Raw genomic sequence first — 17,961 nt, forward strand, 5'->3', positions numbered from 1 at the left:
CGATCTCGTCGAGCCTCGCTAGCCATCATGGCCCCGCCGATGCGCCCCGCGGAACTTCGAGCGGACGGCGATCCGGGCCTGCGCGGTCTCGCCGGTGCTCGATCTCGCCGCCGGGCATGGCCTGCGCGGATTCGCACGACGCCCCCTGCCTTCGATCGACAGCCCCTCCGTCGGCGCCCGCAAACTGGCCTAGACTCATCGCGAAATGACCGAGCCCGGCCGTACCGGCGAGCCTGTAGGGGTCGACGACCCCCCGGGTGTCGCGCGCCCGGGTGCGGCGGTCGCGGCTGCTGGTTCATCTGCCGGCGCTACCGAACCTGTCCTTTCAGCCAGCTCGCCCGACATCACCGAACCTGCCCTTGCGGCCAGCTCGATCGACGCCACCGTCGGCACCATGCTCGAGCCTGAACAAGCTCCGGCGGGCGCGGGCGGCGAGCGCACGCGCGTGCGCCTCGTCAGCGGGCGCGTCGTCCCCGGCACGCGTTACCGGCTGGTGCGCTGGCTCGGCGAGGGCGGCATGGGCGTCGTCTACGAGGCCGAGCACGTCGACATCGAGCGCAAGGTGGCCCTCAAGGTCCTGCGCTACGACCTCAGTCGTCGAGCCGAGATGGCCGCCGTGTTCCGCGCCGAGGCGCGCGCGGCCAGCCGCACCGGTCACCCCAACATCGTCGAGATCTACGACTTCGGCGAGCTGCCCGACGGTCGGCTCTTCATCTGCATGGAGCTGCTCGACGGCAAGGATCTCGTGCCCGCCAGCGAGACGGAGGCGCGTCCGCCGGCCGAGGTGCTCGCCATCTTCCGTCAGCTGTGCAAGGCCCTGGGCGCCGCGCACAAGGCCGGCATCGTCCACCGCGACATCAAGCCGGAGAACATCATCCTCGTGCGCAAGGGCGGGCGCGACGGCGTCGTCAAGGTCGTCGACTTCGGCATCAGCGCAGTGCTCGGCCAGGAGCGGCGCGGCAAGATCGCCGGCACCCCGCACTACATGGCGCCGGAGCAGATCCGCGGCCAACCGTTCGACGGTCGCCTCGACATGTACGCCGCCGGCTGCGTCGCCTTCGAGCTGCTCACCGGCAACCCGCCGTTCCCCAGCGAGGCGCTCGAGGAGGTCCTGAACGCCCACGTGCATCAGCCGCCGCCCTCGTTTCGCCAGGTCAGGCCCGACCTCCAGCTGCCCGCGCAGCTCGAGCAGGTCGTCCTGCGCTGCCTGTCCAAACAGCCAGGCGACCGCTACGCCGACATGCACGAGCTCGAGGCTGCGCTCTGCGAGGCGCAGATCGCCTGCGGCCTGCGCACCGCCTGGGACGACCTCCCGCTGCCCGAGTGCGCCCCCGACCGGCTCGAACGCCTGCGCGCGCGCATGCCGAGCCCGCAGGCCGTCCCGCGCCGGTGGCTGTGGCCCGTCGTCGCCGGCGTCTCGCTGGTCGCCGCCGGCGTCGCGGTCGCGGTCGCCTTGCGCACCCCCGACCCGCCCGCCGGCGAGCGCTCGCGCATCGACGCTCTCGCCGAGGAGGCGCTGGTCGCCGCCAGCCACACCTTCTACGTCGCCCCGCCGCCGGACCGGCCCGACGTCCCGACCGCCTACACCAAGGTCCTCGAGCTCGAGGCCATCACCGGACCTGCCGCTGGCCTCGCCGACGCCCGCGCCGAGGAGCTGCGCGGTCAGTTCGCCGCCGGCCTCGTCAACCTCGGCGACAAGTACTGGGACGTCGCCGGCGCCCGCCCGTTCGCCGTCGAGTATTACATCTGGGCCCGCGCCTTCCACCCCGACCACCCGCGGGCCGTCGAGCGCAGCGGCATGACCCCCGGCGCCTTCAACCTCTTCCAGGAAAAGGCCCGCAGCGGCAGCTGGTCGCTCGGCGAGCTGCAGGCCCTCGGCCTCGTCAGCGCCCTCGCCGACGACGACGCCGAGCGCCGCCAGCGACGCACCCTCGCCGCCCACCAGGACGCCTCGCAGCTGTCGATCTCCCAGCACCTCGACCTCGATGCCGGCCTCCGCGGCGCCGGCATCCAGCTGCCCCAAAAGCCAGCCGCGAAGCGCCTCGAGCCCGAGCCGCCGCCCGAGCCGCCACCGCCGCCCGAGCCCGTACCTGTCCCCGAGGACAGCACCGATATCGCCGCCGACGTCGCCCCCGCCGCCGCCGACGTCGAGCGGCCGAAGAAGGCCACGCTCAAGTCGAACCGCGACCCGGCCAAGGCCAAGAAGCTGGCCGACGACGGCGTCGCCGCGCTCAAGGCCGGCCGGCGCAACGACGCCGAGAGCCTGTTCCACCAGGCGATCTTCTACGACAACCGCAACGCCCGCGCCTTGATGGGCCTGTCGGACGTCTACTTCGACACCGGCGCCAAGCAAAAAGCAGTGCAGTTCGCCGAGCTCGCCGTCGAGGCCGCGCCGCAGTCGAAGTCGTACCATCTCAAGCTCGGCGACGCCTACTTCGTCGTCCTGCGCTACCGCGACGCCCTGACCCACTACGAGAAGGCGCGCGACCTCGGCGACGACGGCGCCCAGGGCCGCATCGACAAGGTCAAGAAGCTGATCGGACCATGACCACCCCCGAGATCCTCGCCACCCAGGTCGACCTCTTCGGCCTCATGACGGTGCTCGGCGAGCACCTCTATTCGACCCCCTTCGTCGCCCTGCGCGAGCTGGTCCAGAACGCCCACGACTCGTGCGTGCGCCGCCGCCTCGAGGACCCCGCCGCGTTCGCGCCCGAGATCCGCGTCGTCTGCGATCCGGGCGCCGGCACCCTCTCCGTCAGCGACACCGGCGCCGGCCTCACGCGCGACGAGATCGTCCGCTACCTCGCCACCATCGGCGCCGGCTACACCCGCAAGCTGCGCGAGCAGCACGGCAGCGACGACCTGATCGGCCTGTTCGGCCTCGGCTTCCTCTCGGCCTTCGTCATCGCCACCCGCGTCGCGGTCACCACCACCTCCTATCAATCGCCGGACACCACCCTCCTCTATCAATCGCGCAGCGGCGAGCGCTTCAGCATCGAGCCCGCCGCCAGTCGCCCCGTCGGCACCACAGTCACCCTGCACCTCAAGGACAACTTCCGCGAGCTCAGCGACGCCTCGGCCCTGCGCGCGCGCCTGTTGCACTACTGCGCCCTCCTGCCGCTGCCGGTCTACGTCGACGACGACGAGCTCGCGGTCAACGCCCAGCCCGCCCCGTGGCGCGTCGCCGACGCTCACCCGGCCCGCGCCCGCGCCCTCCGCCTCGAGTTCGCCCGCCGCCTCGAGCGTCGGTTCGAGCCGCTGTGCACGATCGACCTCGGCGCGCGCGAGGGCACCGACGTGCGCGGCCTGTTGTGGATCCACGACGCCGCCACCTACGGCACCTCCGACAACCGCAACCTCCACGTCTACGTCCGCGGCATGCTGCTCGACGACGACGCGCGCGAGCTCTTGCCGCCGTGGGCCGGCTTCGTCAGCGGCGCGATCGAGTCGGCCAAGCTGACCCCGACCGCCTCGCGCGAGGACCTCCAGCGCGACCCCGCCTACCGGGCCGTCGCCGCCGCGATCGCCGAGGCGCTCGTCGACGGCATGAAGCAGGTCGCCGAACGCGAGCCCGAGGCCTGGCGGCGCGTCCTCCTCCGCCACAACGAGGCCCTCCTCGGCGCCGCCCTGTGCGACGACCGATTGTTCGAGCTGCTCGCCGACGAGCTCACCGTCCCCACCAGCGAGGGCGACCTGCCCGTCGCAGTCGTCGCGCGGCGCGGCCAGGGCAAGCTGTACGCCAGCCTCAGCCCGCGCGGCGGCTTCGAGGAGGTCCTGTTCCGCGCCCTCCGCGTCCCCGTCGTCGTCGGCACCCGCTACGGCGCCCTGCCGTTCGTCCGCCGCCACGCCGACCGCCGCGGCGGCGCGGTCATCGAGCTCGGCACAGCGGCCGGCAACCGGCGCGTGTTCCCCCCCGCCGACCTCCCGGCCGACCAGCAAGCTTTCCTTTCAGACATGCTCACAAGGCCAGGTCAACGCCTGATCGCCGCCCGCTTCGCCCCCGCCGAGCTCCCGCTCGTGCTCGTGCCCGACCGCGAGGCCGAGCTCAAGCGTCGCGTCGAGAGCGACGAGGCCGCCGGCCGGATCGCCGGCGGCGCGCTCGGCCTCATGCGCATGTTCACCGCCAAGATCGACGCCAGCGTCGACGCCGACCTCTACGTCAACCTCGACAACCCCGCGATCGTCCGCCTGCTCGAGCAACGCGCCGGCATCGACGTCACGCACCCCGGCGTCAAGCTCCTGCGCGCCCTCGTCGCCTTCGTCGCCGGCGCCAGCGAAGCCGCCGCCAACGAGGCCGAGGGCCTCCACACCGCCCTCGCCGAGTACGGCCGGGCCGTCTGCGAGCTCCTCGACACCCCCCGCCCCGCGCGCTAACCTGCGCAGCGGACGATGCAGCCGCATCCGCAACACTCGCTGCGCGACCCGGACGCCTGGGTCTCGCCCGACGCGAAGCCGAAGAAGCGAGCCAAAGCGAAGAAAGCCGCGGCGAAGAAGAAGCCGGCTGCCACCAAGAAGCCCGTCAAGAAGGCGGCGGCCAAGAAGAAGGCGAAAGCAGCGATCAGGAAGAAGCCCGTCAAGAGCGCGGCGTTCTCTGCTTCGGTCGCCGAACTCGTCGCGCGTCTCGGGGACAAGGACATCGCTCGCCAGGTCATCGCTTCACTCGCCCTCCACAATCGGTTGAGCGGCGACGAGCTCGCGGAGCTCCCATCGATCGCTGCATTGCGGCGCGAGCTCGCCGACAGCCAGCGCAGGCTCGCGGACCTCGAGCAGAAGCTCACTGAGCTGTCGAGCCTCGTCGCCGACCTCTCCGCGGCTCATGCCAGGACCGAGTCGAGCGCCGATGAGCTCGAGGGAGTCGAAGAGGACCCGTACTTCCGCTGGTTGGGAGATCCCTCGATCGAGCAGTACGTCGGTCAGCACGTCGCGCTCCACGCCACGCGCGGCGTCGTCGCTCACGCCGACTCGGTCGACGACGTGCTCGCGTCGATCCGCGCGCAAGGCCTCTCGCTCGACGACGTGTGCCTCGCGACCGTCCCGGCCTTTCCATTCTAGCTCCTCTGCGTCCCATGGATCCTCGGCACGGCATCGCGCATCCGTTTACGACCCGTTCGTGCGGCAGCTTCGGCCGCGTCGCCCAGCCGCTGGTCCGGGTTCACCTGCGTAGCGACGCTTCACACCGCTGGTCGGGGCCGATCGAAGCGCTCGTCGACACCGGCGCGGCCATCACGCTCGTCAGCAACGACTTCCTCGTTGCTCGCGTCTACGCCACCTCGAGCCGACTCGTCGCCCCGATCCTGCTCGGCCAACACGGTGTCCTCGATCACGTCGGACTCGTCCACCGTAACGTCGGCCCCAACCCCCATTTTCGCTTCCTGCGCTAAAGGACATGCCCCCATGGACATCTGGCAATGGGTCCACGACATCGATCCCGAGCTGCGGCGCGGCGGCCACGTCCGGCTCGCCGACCTGATCCGGCGGATCCCCTCCGCCACGGTCGACGATCACCACGATCGCGTCGACGCCCTCGCGCCCGAGGCGCTGGCTCTGGCCAAGGCCGCCGGTCTCCCGTGGGTCGAGGTGTTCGTGCGGCACTGGCACTTGCAGAGCCGCGTCCTGCACCGCTGTCAGGGCGACATGGCCCTGGGCGAGGCCGTCGCCCTGGTCGACTACGCCCACGGCGAGGCCGCGCGCGGCTGTCCGCAGGCCGTCTGCACCGTGCAAGATCTGGCCGCCTGTTACTCGCAGGTCGACGGCCCCGGGTGGGCGCGCGAGCGGGCTGACGTCTCGCGCGAGACGCTCGCGCGCATCGACCCGACCTGGCCGTGCTTCACCTGCATCAGCTGCGAGTACGCCGGCGCCTTGCGCGAGCAGGGCGACCCGCAGGCCTCGCTCGACTTCCTCGACGCCCAGCAGAAGCAGCTCGTCGCCGCTGGTCAGGGCCGCGAGCGCACCTCCCTGTTGCCGGAGCGGATCTCCTGCCTCATCGCGCTCGGCCGCATCGACGACGCTCTCGCAGTCTGTGAGGACGCGGTCGCCAACGGCCGGCGCGACGAGAGTCAGCGGCGGGCCCGGCAGATCGACCTCGCGCGGATCTACGCCCGCCTCGGCCGCGGCGAGGACGCCCTCCGCCATCTACCTGTCCCTACGGACATCCTCCCGACCCCCAGCCACTACGAGCCGTACACCGACGCCCTCGTCCACCTGGTGCGGCTCGGCGCCTGGCCCAATGCCGTCGAGCTCGGGCGCCTGCTGCAGCGCTTCATCGCCCGCCTGCAGCTCAACGGCTCGCACCGCCTCCCGTTCGACATCGCCGCCGCCGCCGCCGACCTCGCCATCCAGCGCGGCAGCCCGGCAGTGGCCGCCCTCCACCTCGCCACCATGGAGCGGCTCGCCGCCCGCCTCAACCGCCCGGGCAGCGCCCCCGAGCGGCTCGCCGCCCTGCGCCTGTCCCTGGGGACAGCCATCGCCGCGCCCCGCAGCCAGCGCCCCGACGACCCCGAGGAGCGCCTGCGCCACCGCGTCGAGGCCGACGGCAGCGCCGATCCGGCTGAGCACGCCCGTGGCCACGCCATCGCCTTGCTCGGACTCGGCTTCGCGCGCGAGGCCGCCGACCTGCTCGAGCGGCACGTCGACGCCCACCCCGACGACGACGACGCAGTCCAGCTGCTCGAGATGGCCTACCGCGACGCCGAGGACGACGACCGTCACCGCGCGCTCGGCGAGCGCCTGCTCGCCAGCACCGATCCGGCCAAGCAGCGCCTCGGCCGGTGGGTCTCCGCCCGCCGGCACGCTCGCGCGCGCGAATGGGACGCCGCCAATCGCCTGCTCGAGCAGCTCGCCGCCGATCCCGCCGACGCCCTCGCCGCCCGCCTGGCCCACGTCAGCAACGCCCGCCAGCAGGCCGACTGGCCGACCCTCCTGCGCCTCGTCGACGAAGCCCTCGAGCTGCAGCCCGACCTCCCCCCCGGCGCCCACGACTGGAACCGCATGGTCGCCGCCACCCTCCTCGGCGCCTGGGACCGCGTGCGCCACAGCGCCGCGCGCCTCGACATGGCGATCGACGGCGAGGGCCCGATCGACCTGCGCTGGGAGCTGTGCCGGATCCGCCTCGAGCACCCGAACGGCAAGCGGCAGGAGCTCTACGCCGCGCGCACCGGCCCGGTGACCGCGCGGCTCCTCCAGATCTCCCGCATCGACCAGCCGCAGCGGCTGTTCGATCAGGTCGTGTTCGACGCGCGGCCGCTGGGCAGCGTCGACGACGGCGACGGCCAGCCGGTCTACCTCTACGCCGAGGTCGAGCCGCTGCACCGCGCCGGCTATCGCGCCTTCAGCATCGACGGCGTCCACCCCGGCGAGGCCGTGCTGGCCGACCTCCGGCGGGTCGTGCAGGCCCACCGGGGCAGCTTCCAGGTCCAGAGCGGCGACGGCTATCGCCTCACCTCGCCCGTCGGCGAGGAGCGGCCCGGCCTCTACGTCTTCGCCGCGTTCGCGCCCGACACCGACCTCCGCGTCGCCTCCGACGCCCTGGCCGCCGTCGTCTCCCGCCTCGCCGATCCGCTCGTGTGGCCCGAGCTGGCCGCCGCCGCCGGCGACGACGCGCGAGCCGAGCAGCACCGCGAGCTCGCGCGCGACTGGGCGCTCTGAGGCCGCGCCCGCGCAACACCGCGAGTCGCAGAGTCGCTCGCTGTCCTCGCGTGGCGTGGACACCAGCGATCGGCGACCTCCCGTTCGCCGTCGTGCGACCTGCCTGTGGCGAATCCGCGGCCGCCTCTCGCGCTGACGCCGGCGCGCGAACCGTTGCGCGCCGCCTCGCGCAGACGTGACCTTCGACCTCGCCCCGACCCTCGCGGGCCCTGAGCTATCATCGGCCCCCCTCTCTCTCTTGCCCCGATAGGTGGTCTCATGGCCCGCGCCTCGCGAACCTGCGTCTCGATCCTCTCCTCGTCCGTCCTGCTCGCGGCTGCCTGCGGCGACGATTCGCGCGTCGACAGCGAAAGCGGCGTCGCCGGCACCCAGGGCACCTTGCCCATCACCAGCGGCCCCACCGAGGCCACCGCCGGCACCGACGGCACCGCCACCGGAGGTCCCACCGAGGGCACCGGCACCGCCACTGCCACCGCCACCGCCACCCCGACCGGCACCGACACCGTCGCGCCCACCAGCGGGACCGACACCGTCGGCACCGTCACCGACACCGGCAACACGACCTCGGGGACATGTTCCGAAGACCAGCTGTGCAGCGGCGTCTGCTGCGGCGACGGCGAGCTGTGCGACAACGGCCAGTGCGTGCCCGACTGCGGCGGCCCGCCCCCGTGCGGCGAGGCCAAGGAGTGCTGCGAAGGCGGCCAGCTGTGTTACCTCGGCGCCTGCGTCACCCCCGGGGCGGCGTGCAGCGACCAGGCGTGCGCCACCAAGCCCGCGCAGGACACCTGCGAGGACGGCTTCATCTGCGACCCGAACCTCGGCCTGTGCTTGCCGAGCCAGGCCGACCCGACCTGCCAGTACATCCCGCCGGCCAACGTCTTCAAGCCGACCCCGCTGTTCACCTGGGGCAGGCGCAAGGTGCTCGCGTGCAACGTCGACACCGACTGTCAGGTCGCCGAGGTGTGTACCGACAAGGTGTGTACGCCGACCTGGAATCACCTGATCCCGGCGGACGACGACATGCCGAACCACTATCAGAGTTCGTCGATCCCGATCGTCGTCGACCTCAACGACGATTGCGTGCCGGAGATCATCTTCAACACGTACACCGGCACCGACATCACCGTCGACGGCATCTTGCGGGCGATCCGCGGCGACACCGGCGCCAAGGTGTGGACGGTCACCGACCCGATGTACCGCACCAACAGCACCTCGAACATCGCCGCCGGCGACATCGACATGGACGGCCGGGCCGAGATCGTCGCCAGCGGCGCGGGCAAGTACTTGATCGCCATCGACAGCGACGGCACCCCGCTGTGGAAGTCGGACCCGTTCGCCGGCACCAACTCGAGCGGCTCGGTGGCGATCGCCAACATGGACAACGACGGCGCCCCCGAGATCTTGTTCGGCCGGGCGATCTTCAGCAACACCGGCAAGCTGCTCTACGAGGGTCCGGGCAACCAGGGCCAGGGCCTCAACGTCCAGGGCCCGATCTCCTGCGTCGCCGACCTCGACGGCGACACCCGGCCCGAGCTCATCGGCGGGCGCACCGCCTACAAGACCACCGGCACCGTCGCCGGCGACGACTTCGCCGGCTCGGTGCTGTGGACCTCCAACGTCGCCACCGACGGCTTCTGCGGCGTCGCCGACTTCGACGTCGACGGCAAGCCCGAGGTCGTGCTCGTCACCCAGGGCACCGTCCGCGTCCTCAACGGCCAGACGGGCGTGCAGATCGCCACTGCCAACATTCCGCAGCAGGGCACCGGCGGCCCGCCCAACATCGCCGACTTCGACGGCGACGGCGTGCGCGACATCGGCGTCGCCGGGTCCGCGCGTTATACCGTGTTCCAGTTCAACGGCATGGCCCTCTCGCAGCTGTGGACCGCCGCCACCGAGGACGACAGCTCGCAGGTCACCGGCTCCTCCGTGTTCGACTTCGACGGCGACGGCCGGGCCGAGGTCGTCTACAACGACGAGGCGTACATCCGCATCTACCCCGGCGTCGAGCCCGACTGCGCGATGAACCCGCCCGGCCCCGGCTGCAACAAGAACATGACCGACGCCGAGGTCTTGTTCCGCGACCGCAACTCCTCGCGCACGCGCACCGAGTACCCGGTGATCGCCGACGTCAACGGCGACTTTAAAGCCGACATCGTGTTCGCCACCAACAACGACAGCCAGGCCTCGCTCGTCACCGACGCCGGCATCGAAGTCTTCAAAGATTCGCTCGACAACTGGGTGTCGACGCGGCCGGTGTGGAACCAGCACTCCTATCATATCACCAACGTCGGATTGGTCGGCGAGATCCCCACCGTCGAGGACAACAACTGGGCCAGCTTCAACAGCTACCGCAACAACGTCCAGGGCGCCGCCGATTTCTGCGCCCCTGACCTCGTGCCCTACGATTTGACCTTCGACGCCCAGGTCTGCGCCACCGGCCTCAAGCTCTCGGTGTGGGTCGCCAACCAGGGCTGCCTCGGCGTCGGCCCCGGCGTCAACGTCGCCTTCTACGAGGAGAACCTCGGCCTCCTCGGCGTCGTCGCGACCCAGGGCCCGCTGGTGGCAGGCGCCGCCGAGCAGGTCACCCTCGAGTACCCCGGCCTGTTCGACTCCGTCACCGTCTGGGCCGTCGCCGACGACGACGGCACGGGCAACGGCGTCCTCAACGAGTGCGTCGAGGACAACAACAGCTCGCCGATGGACAAGGTCTGCATCCCGCCGGGCTGAGCCCCGAACGCCGCCCGCGACCCCCCTTGCGATGGGCCCTGCGCGCCGGGCTCCTCGCGTCCGCTTGCCGGCCCGAGCCGGCCGCTCCAGTCGCGTCTTACCCCAAGAATTCGCCCGCGGGCACAGACCCGCGGGCGAGCAACTGGATCCGCGCCGGGTCGGCGAGCAAGGCCATGGCGTGAGCGTCGCGCTCACGCGGCGTGGCGCAGCAGTCGATCGTACATCGCGTTGCTGACCGTCCTCGTCGTCAAGGTGCCGGACGTCGCAGTCATGCCCGGCGAAGGCGCGACGAACTGCTTCGGCAGCACCAGGAAGCTGCCGCCGCGGTGTTCGAGGCGCAGGCCGCCGACCATGCTCTTGGTCGTCGCCACGTTGATGTTCGTCACCCGCAGGCTGCCGTCGGCGGTGTCGCCGAGCGGCTTGCCCTGGTCGTCGCGCAGCGCGACGCCGTGCTCCGACGCCTCGAACGTGTAGCAGACGCGCAGCAAGGCGGTGCTGCTCGAGACGGCGAGGATCAGGGCGAGGCAGAGGCCCGTGGCGAAGCCGAGCACCTGTACGCTGGCGACGAAGGCGCGCACGAGGCCCCCGATGCCGTCGAGCTGGGGACTCGTCACGTACTGCAGGACCGGCGCGAGCACTGCCGAGGGGATCAGCGTCCACAGGGCGAGTGCCCGGAAGAAACGCGCCCAGTCGGTCTCCCACACCGGTTCGGCGACGGGTGGAGGCGCAGGCGCGGCGGAAGGGCTCGTCGTCGACACGACGCTCGAATACCACGAGGTCGTGCGGCGGACTCGATCGATTCCGCCGCGCCGACGTGGCGCGTCCGCGCACCGGCGCACCGCCAGCGCAGCGGAAGCGACGAGGTCGTGCGCGGGCGATCGCCGCAGCGAACGGAGTCAGGTTCTTCGCGCGCGGCCTGCCGCTCGAGAAGGTCCGCTTCAAACTGCTCGACCTCGGCGACGACTGATTTGCTGGGGAGACGCTATCGCGGCCAACTCGGCGCGGTCCCGAATCTCCATGGCCGCGAGAAGACCGTTCACTGCATCGCCCCATGGGCTCGGCTCGCGCCGGACGATGACGCGCGCCTCCCGTGGTCTTCATCGTCCGCGCCGTCGGCGAGCTCTGCGTGTGCTAGGTTGGAGCGGCCGTGCAGGTGCGAGCGACGGACCGACGCGGACCGACGAGACGGGCGTCGCAAATCGCTGCGGTCGTGGCCCTCGCAGGCTGGGCTGTGCTGAGCGGATGCGTGCGACGCACGGAGTCGGTGCGATCACGCAACCCGGTCGACGCGGCGGACTCGACGACCGAGCCAGGGCGAAAGCGGAACAAGTTCGCGCGGTGTCTGCCCGCCGACCGCTCGTTCGCGGTCGGCGAGAGTCCGGTCGATCTCGCGGTGCTCTCGCGCGCCGGCGGATCGCCGGCGCTGGTGGTGGCGAACGCGAGCTCGAACGACCTGTCGCTGGTGCGCCGCGAGGGCCACCGCTGGCGCGAGGTTCAGCGGGTGAGCACCGCGCCGGCACCGTTCGCCCTCGCGATCGGCGACGTCGACGCTGACGGGAACCCCGACGTCATCGCGATTCACCGCGACCTGCCCGCGGCCAGCCTGCACCTCGGCGCCGCCGACGGGACGTTGGGCCCGGCGCAGACGCTCGCTCTGGACGAACCTGCGCTGGCGCTGGCGACCGGCGACCTCGACGGCGACGGTGCCGTCGAGCTGGCTTTCGGGTCAGGTTCCGAGACTCGCAACGGCAGCCTGCGGGTGATCCGCGCGGGCCGCGAGGGTCAGGTTCACGACGTCTGGCGCGACCTCGTGGATCGGCTCCCCTGCGCGGTGGCAATGGGTGACATACGCCGCGATCCAGGCCGCGAGCTTGCAGTCTTTCACCATCGCTCGTGGGGCCAGACGATCACGAGCCTGGGCCGCCGCCGCCGCGAGGAGCTGTACCGCGACGGCATTTGCTGCAAGACGAGCAAGACCACCGCGGGAGCGCTCGCCGACCTCCTCGGCGACGGCCGTGTCGAGGGTGTCGGCGTCTCGCTGGGAGGGCGGGCGGAGGACCCGGGCCGGCTGACGATCTACCGCGACGAGGGTCTGGAGATCCTCATGCCTCAGCTCTTCACGAAGGTCGCTCCGTCGCCCCATCGCGTCCTCGTGCGCGACCTCGACGGCGACGCGGCGCCCGAGATCCTGGTCTTCGCGGGCATCGTCTCGACGATGGAGCGGTTTCCGGACACACGAGATCCGGTCCCCCTCACGCCGCTCGACCCGACCGAACGCGTCGATTCTCCGCGGCTGCAGATCTACGGCCTGGAAGGAAATACGCTGACGTTGCGCGGCGAGCATCCGCTCGACGGCCTCGGCTTTCTCGTCGAAGACCTCACCGGCGATGGCGTGCTCGACGTCGTCGCGGTGCAGGGGCGGTTACACGTGCATCCCACGATGTTCCCGCTGCGTCCGCCCGGTCCGCGGCCGGCCGACGGGATCCGGTCGATGCTCACATTCGACGTCGATCGTGACGGCGACGACGAGGTGGTGGTCGAACGGGATGGCGGCTGCATGCGTCTGGTCCTCGAGGAAGGCGCGCTGCAGCTGCGGCCGCTCGGCCGTGGCGAAGCGGCGCCGAGGATCCCGTGTGGGCCGGACCGCGGTCGCGTCGCGCCCGCGGGTCCCCCGCGACGGAAGGAGCCCGGCGTCGGGTTTGGCCGTGCGAAGCACGCGGATCGCGTCGAGACCGAGCCTCCGCGGGACGGCCCCGATCTCATCGTACCTCCGCCGATCCCGCGCGGCCACGACAACCTCATGTCGGTCGCGCGCATGCTCGGGCCGGTGCGGCGAAGCGGCGGCGGTCCCGACGACTTTCTGATGTCGGTACGTGACGCGCATCGGTCGTCGCTGGACGGCGCGGACTTTGCCCAGGACGAGTCCGAGCTCGCGCTCTATCTGGTGCGCGAAGGTGACGAGCCGATCCGGCTCGGGGAACTGACCGACGACCCCGGCGAGTCCGCCGGCTCGTACCTCGTCGACCTGGGGCGCACGACCAAGGAGATCGCTCATTCGAGCGACGTGGCCGCGCTCGCGTCCGGAGATCTCGACGGCGACGGAGACATCGAGATCGTCGTCGTCGATCGGCGGCGCCACCTGTACGTCCTGTGGGGGCGCAGGGACGCCGAGTTCGCCCCGCCGGTGCGCTGGCACGTCGGTCACGTGCTGGCGATGGCGGTACGGGACCTCGACAGCGACGCCGCCGACGAGCTCGTGACGCTCTCCGACCGTGAGGCGGCGCTGAAGATCTTCACACCCACCGGCACAGGGGGCCCCGGGCCGGCGGTGGTCTTCGGCACGGGCGCAGGCACCCATCGGTTCGTCGTCGCCGACGTGGACGACGACCAAAGGCCGGAGCTCGTCCTCGCTGACCGCTTCACCGGCACGCTCGAGGTACTCCCGTGGCAGCCGTGCGAGCGCGATCCACAGCGATGAACCTCAATACCAACGTCGCCTCGCCTGAGCTCCGAGCGGATTCCACCGCAAGACATTCATCACAGCCCCAAGATCCCTTGGCAATCATGATACTCGTCTTTCGCACCCACCCATTCTTACCTCGTTGAATCAAGTTCAACGCGCGACGACGATTCAGTCCCTCGCGCACTCGTGCCTGACCGGCCGCATGCGATCGCGCATAGGCGAGCACCCACCGTCGCGAACGGCGTCATCCGTTCTCGCCCCATCGTCGCCCTCGCGCAAGACCGTGCTGGAGCGGCAGATCTCGCAGGAAGGCGCACAGACACCGCCGCGGTGCCCTTTCTAAAAATCCCGCTCGAAGCCCGCCGCGCAGGCGCGGCTGGTCCTCACAGGATCGCCGCGCCATCGCTGTCCGCCTCCCCCCCCAACATCATCTACCCCCGAATCCGGCGGCGACTGCGGTGAATCGCAATTCATAATAACACTCCCGCTCGTCCCTCGACTCCCGCCAATCGCTCCGGCCGCGGGCAGCCTCGCGCCGGGGCAATGACCCGAGGGCAGGTCTGCACCCCCCGGTCTTCCGCCCGCGGCTCGCGCCGCAGCCGACCGTTTCACCCTCCCCGTGACAGCCGCAAGGCACGGTGCTAGGGTCGACTTCCAGCCGCCCTGATCCGTCGGCCCTGCATGCCTGACCCCAGTCGACCCCTCGACACCCTCTTACAACCTGCTCCCTGGACCATCGAGCCGCTGGCGCTCGACCACAAGCCTGCCTTCGACCGGGCTCTGGCGGCTGCCGGCGTCTCGCTGTCGGACTACAGCTTCGCCAACAACGTCTGTTGGCAGCTCAGCCAGCGCCTGTTCATCGCCTCGGTCGCGGGTTCGCTCGGGCTGTTCGGCGAGCGTGACGGCGTCCTGTCGATGCAGCTGCCCCCGCTCGGCGCGCCGTGGCAAGAGGCCGCCGCGCTCGAGGCGTGCGTCGCCCTGCTCGAGCGGTCCAACACCGGCCCAGTCGTCGGCGAGCTGCGCTTCGTCGCCCCCGAGTGCGTCGCCCGCCTGCGCGAGCACGGCGACGGCTGGCTCCGCGGCCACACCCTCGAGGTCGTGCCCGGCAGCCCCGACTTCCTCTACCGCCGCAGCGAGATGGTCGAGCTCCGCGGCGCCCGCTACAAGTCGAAGCGCAACGACATCAACCAGCTGCTGCGCACCTACCCCAGCGCCCGCGCCGAGCCGCTGCGCCAGTCCGACGCCGAGGCCGTGGCCCGGCTGACCCGCCTGTGGCTGAGCCAGCGCGGCGGCGACCACGACCACGCCCACGACGAGGAGGCCTTCGCCCTCGCCGCCGCCATGCAACACTTCGACGCCCTCGAGCTGTTCGGCGTGCGCCTCATGATCGGCGACACCCTCGCCGGCATCACCCTCGGCGAGCGCCTGCCGACCGGCGTCGTCAACGTGCTGTTCGAAAAGACCGACCTCGACGTCCCGGGCGCCTCGCAATTCATCTTCCGCGAGTTCTGCCGCCTCCTGGGCGACGACGCCCTGATCAACACCGGCGACGGCGCCGGCTCGCCCTCGCTGGTGCGCGCCAAGGAGAGCTACCGCCCCGTCCAGCTCGGTCAAAAATTCTTGCTACGGATCTGGCGCGCCACCCCCTGATCCCGCGAAGCCGGCGCCGCACCCCCGCGCGCCCACAGCCGCGCGGGCCCGCGCTCCCCTCAATGGTCAGTTCCGCGCAGTATTTTATTGAGGCGCCGCGACTGCAGATCATGCCAGCCGATTGACGGCACCGTAAATCCCGGCACTGCATGCATTCGTCGCGCTGCAGTGCGCAGTTCTTCAAGAATGCGTACTGCGAGCATTCCACCCGCTCACGCCGTCTCACGCCGGCGCCAGCCCTGCGGCGTCTCGCCGGTCCAGCGCTTGAATGCGCGGAAGAACGGCGCCGGCTCGGCGTAACCGAGCAGCACCGCCACCTCGGACGCGCTCAGCGAGCGGTCCGCCAGCAATTGCAGCGCACGGGCGTGCCGGGCCTCCTCGACCAGCCCGGTGAAGTTCGTCTGTTCGTCGAGCAATCGCCGGTGCAGAGTCCGCTCCGACACCGCCAGGCGCTTCGCCACCGCTTGCAGCCGCGGCTCGCCCTCCGTCAGGGCTGCGCCGATCTCCCGCCGCACCCGATCGGCCCAGCTCGCGTCGGCCGGCATTCCTTCTAAGAGCATCGACTCGGCGCGCCGGGCCAGGTAGCCGAACAGCTGCGGATCGGCGCGCGGCAGCGGCACTGCCAGCAACCCCGCGTCGAACCCGATCTGCAGCAGCGGCGCGTCCCAGGCCACCGGGCAGGCGAAGTAGGCCTCGACCTCGCGCGGATCTGCCGGCCGCGACAGCGGCAGCGCCACGAACGCTGGCCGCGCAGTCACGCCCGCGAGCGCACGCATCATCGCCACGATCGACGCCGCCTGGGCGAAGATCGGCTCGCGCAGCCGCGCGAACGCCGGCACCATCGCGCGCACGAACACCACGTAATCGCCCGCAGCGTCGCACCGGCGCTCGAGCTGCGGCACCAGGCCCGGGTACAGCACCGCGCCGACGCGCTGCTGCCACGCGAGCGCGTCGCCCACGGTCGCCTCGTGCTGCATCGCGTAGCCGATCACCCCGAGCGCCGCGATCCCGATCCGCGCGCCGATGTGCAGCCCGTCGCCGCGGCGCGACAGGATCTCCCACATCTTCAGGTGTTGCTCGAGCGGCACCCGGGCGTCCGGGTCCGTCAGCAGCGCCGGATCGATCCCCGCCTCGTGCACGATCGCCGGCACCTCGGCCCCGAGGCTCTCCGCCGCCGCCAGCACCTGCGTCGTCATCGCCGCCAGGACCGAGGGGCTCGACATCCGCGCGGATTGTCGACGATGGCCGGCAAAGCCACAAGCTTGGCGACCGCGGTCAAGGCAGCCCGCGGCGCGGCGCTTCATCCTCCTCGCCATGAACCTCTCGCAGCTCCACGTCCTCGTCGTCGGCGGCGCCACTGGCGGCGCTGCCACGGCCCTCCTCCTCGCGCGCGCCGGAGCCCGCGTCACCTTGCTCGAGAAGGTCGCCCAGCCGCGCGCCGTCGGGGCCGGCATCGGCCTCGCCGAGAACGGCCTCGCAGTGCTCGAATCGATCGGCCTCGGCCCTGCGATCGCCGCGCACGGTCGCGCCGTCGACTCGCCCGCGATCGTCGACGGTCGCAGCCGGCTCATGCTCGCGCCCCCGCGACCCACCCCGCGCGTGCGGATGATCCGGCGCAGCGACCTGCAGGGCCTGCTGCTCGACGCCCTCGCGGCCGAGCCTCGCGTCGAGCGGCAGTTCGGCGCCGAGGTGATCGGCGCCGAGCGGGACGGCCGGGTGACCGCGCGCGTCGACGGTCGGACCGTCGAGCACCGCGCAGATCTGGTCGTCGGCGCCGACGGGGTGCATTCGCGGATCCGCACCGCCGGCGACTTCGGCGCGCGCGTGCGTCCGCCGGGCATCGCCTACTTGCGGGCGCTCGTCGACGTCGAGGCCGCGCAGGGCGTCGAGGCCTGGACCGGCGCCGGCATCTTCGGCAGCTTCGCGGTCGACGGCGGCACCTATTTCTTCGCCTCCGCCGGCACCCGCGCGTGCCGTCACGCGATCGCGGCCCGCGACCTCGAGGCTTTGCGCGCAGTGTGGGCCCGCGCCTATCCGCCGTCGATCCCCCTGCTCGGCGCGGTGCGGCGATTCGACGACCTCATCTTCAATCGCGTGATCCGCGTCGATTGTCAGCGGTGGGTCGACGGCCGCCTCGCCCTGCTCGGCGACGCCGCCCACGCCATGTCGCCCAACCTCGGCCAGGGGGCCAACAGCGCCCTCGTCGACGCCGCAGTGCTGCTCGACGAGCTGCGCCGCGCCGCCGACCTGGCGAGCGGCCTCGACGCCTATCAGCGCCGGCGTCGGCCCGCAGTGCAGCGAGTCGCCCGCGCTGCCGGCAGCATGGGCGCGCTCGCCGAGATCACCAACCCCGTCGCTCGCTGGCTGCGCGACCGCCTGCTCCTGCCGGTCGCCGCCCGCTTCGGCGGCGACGCCGCCGCGGTCGTGATGCAGGAGCTGCCCGCGACCTTGCTCGCGATCGGCCGCGCATGAATGCT

At 71.6% G+C, this 17,961-nt stretch carries 12 protein-coding genes; 9 read left to right on the forward strand and 3 right to left on the reverse strand.

Translation table 11 applies throughout. The annotated features are described in order from the left end of the window. Positions 1-205: 205 nt before the first annotated feature. The 6 genes from OV090_RS21870 (at position 206) to OV090_RS21895 (ending at position 10,371) form a co-directional block, all read left to right on the forward strand. Entirely contained in the window at positions 206-2,548 is a 2,343-nt protein-coding gene (locus OV090_RS21870; RefSeq protein WP_267705981.1) for a serine/threonine-protein kinase, read from the forward strand. Further along, positions 2,545-4,374, forward strand: a complete 1,830-nt coding sequence (locus tag OV090_RS21875) for an ATP-binding protein (protein WP_267705982.1) — start codon at positions 2,545-2,547, stop codon at positions 4,372-4,374. The genes OV090_RS21870 and OV090_RS21875 overlap by 4 nt, the downstream gene beginning before the upstream one ends. A gap of 15 nt (positions 4,375-4,389) precedes the next feature. After that, positions 4,390-5,052 carry a DUF5678 domain-containing protein gene (locus OV090_RS21880; RefSeq protein ID WP_267705983.1) on the forward strand — a complete coding sequence of 221 codons (663 nt, stop codon included), beginning with the start codon at positions 4,390-4,392 and terminating at the stop codon, positions 5,050-5,052. A gap of 14 nt (positions 5,053-5,066) precedes the next feature. Continuing rightward, positions 5,067-5,381, forward strand: a complete 315-nt coding sequence (locus tag OV090_RS21885) for a hypothetical protein (RefSeq protein ID WP_267705984.1) — start codon at positions 5,067-5,069, stop codon at positions 5,379-5,381. 13 nt (positions 5,382-5,394) lie between these two features. After that, positions 5,395-7,644, forward strand: coding sequence for a hypothetical protein (locus tag OV090_RS21890; protein ID WP_267705985.1), 2,250 nt, complete (start codon positions 5,395-5,397; stop codon positions 7,642-7,644). A gap of 258 nt (positions 7,645-7,902) precedes the next feature. Next, complete coding sequence (locus tag OV090_RS21895; RefSeq protein WP_267705987.1) at positions 7,903-10,371, forward strand: FG-GAP-like repeat-containing protein; 2,469 nt, start codon at positions 7,903-7,905, stop codon at positions 10,369-10,371. Between the two features lie 191 nt (positions 10,372-10,562). On the opposite strand, the gene OV090_RS21900 is transcribed toward OV090_RS21895, so the two are convergent. Next, positions 10,563-11,129, reverse strand: coding sequence for a hypothetical protein (locus tag OV090_RS21900; protein WP_267705988.1), 567 nt, complete (start codon positions 11,127-11,129; stop codon positions 10,563-10,565). A gap of 968 nt (positions 11,130-12,097) precedes the next feature. Then, positions 12,098-12,514, reverse strand: a complete 417-nt coding sequence (locus OV090_RS21905) for a hypothetical protein (protein ID WP_267705989.1) — start codon at positions 12,512-12,514, stop codon at positions 12,098-12,100. A gap of 9 nt (positions 12,515-12,523) precedes the next feature. Here OV090_RS21905 and OV090_RS21910 point away from each other — a divergent pair, with 9 nt between their 5' ends. Together OV090_RS21910 and OV090_RS21915 are read left to right on the forward strand one after the other, a co-directional pair. After that, positions 12,524-13,849, forward strand: coding sequence for a VCBS repeat-containing protein (locus OV090_RS21910; RefSeq protein WP_267705990.1), 1,326 nt, complete (start codon positions 12,524-12,526; stop codon positions 13,847-13,849). A gap of 666 nt (positions 13,850-14,515) precedes the next feature. Beyond that, positions 14,516-15,484 (forward strand): phosphatidylglycerol lysyltransferase domain-containing protein, encoded by a 969-nt coding sequence (locus tag OV090_RS21915; protein WP_267705991.1) that lies wholly within the window; start codon positions 14,516-14,518, stop codon positions 15,482-15,484. 212 nt (positions 15,485-15,696) lie between these two features. On the opposite strand, the gene OV090_RS21920 is transcribed toward OV090_RS21915, so the two are convergent. Further along, entirely contained in the window at positions 15,697-16,707 is a 1,011-nt protein-coding gene (locus OV090_RS21920; RefSeq protein ID WP_267705992.1) for an AraC family transcriptional regulator, read from the reverse strand. Positions 16,708-16,798: 91 nt separating this feature from the next. On the opposite strand from OV090_RS21920, the gene OV090_RS21925 reads away from it, so the two are divergent. Further along, positions 16,799-17,956: an NAD(P)/FAD-dependent oxidoreductase gene (locus OV090_RS21925; protein WP_267705993.1), complete on the forward strand. Its 1,158-nt coding sequence runs from the start codon at positions 16,799-16,801 to the stop codon at positions 17,954-17,956. Positions 17,957-17,961: the final 5 nt, after the last annotated feature.

The organism is Nannocystis sp. RBIL2 (assembly GCF_026626745.1).
Lineage (GTDB): Bacteria > Myxococcota_A > Polyangia > Nannocystales > Nannocystaceae > Nannocystis.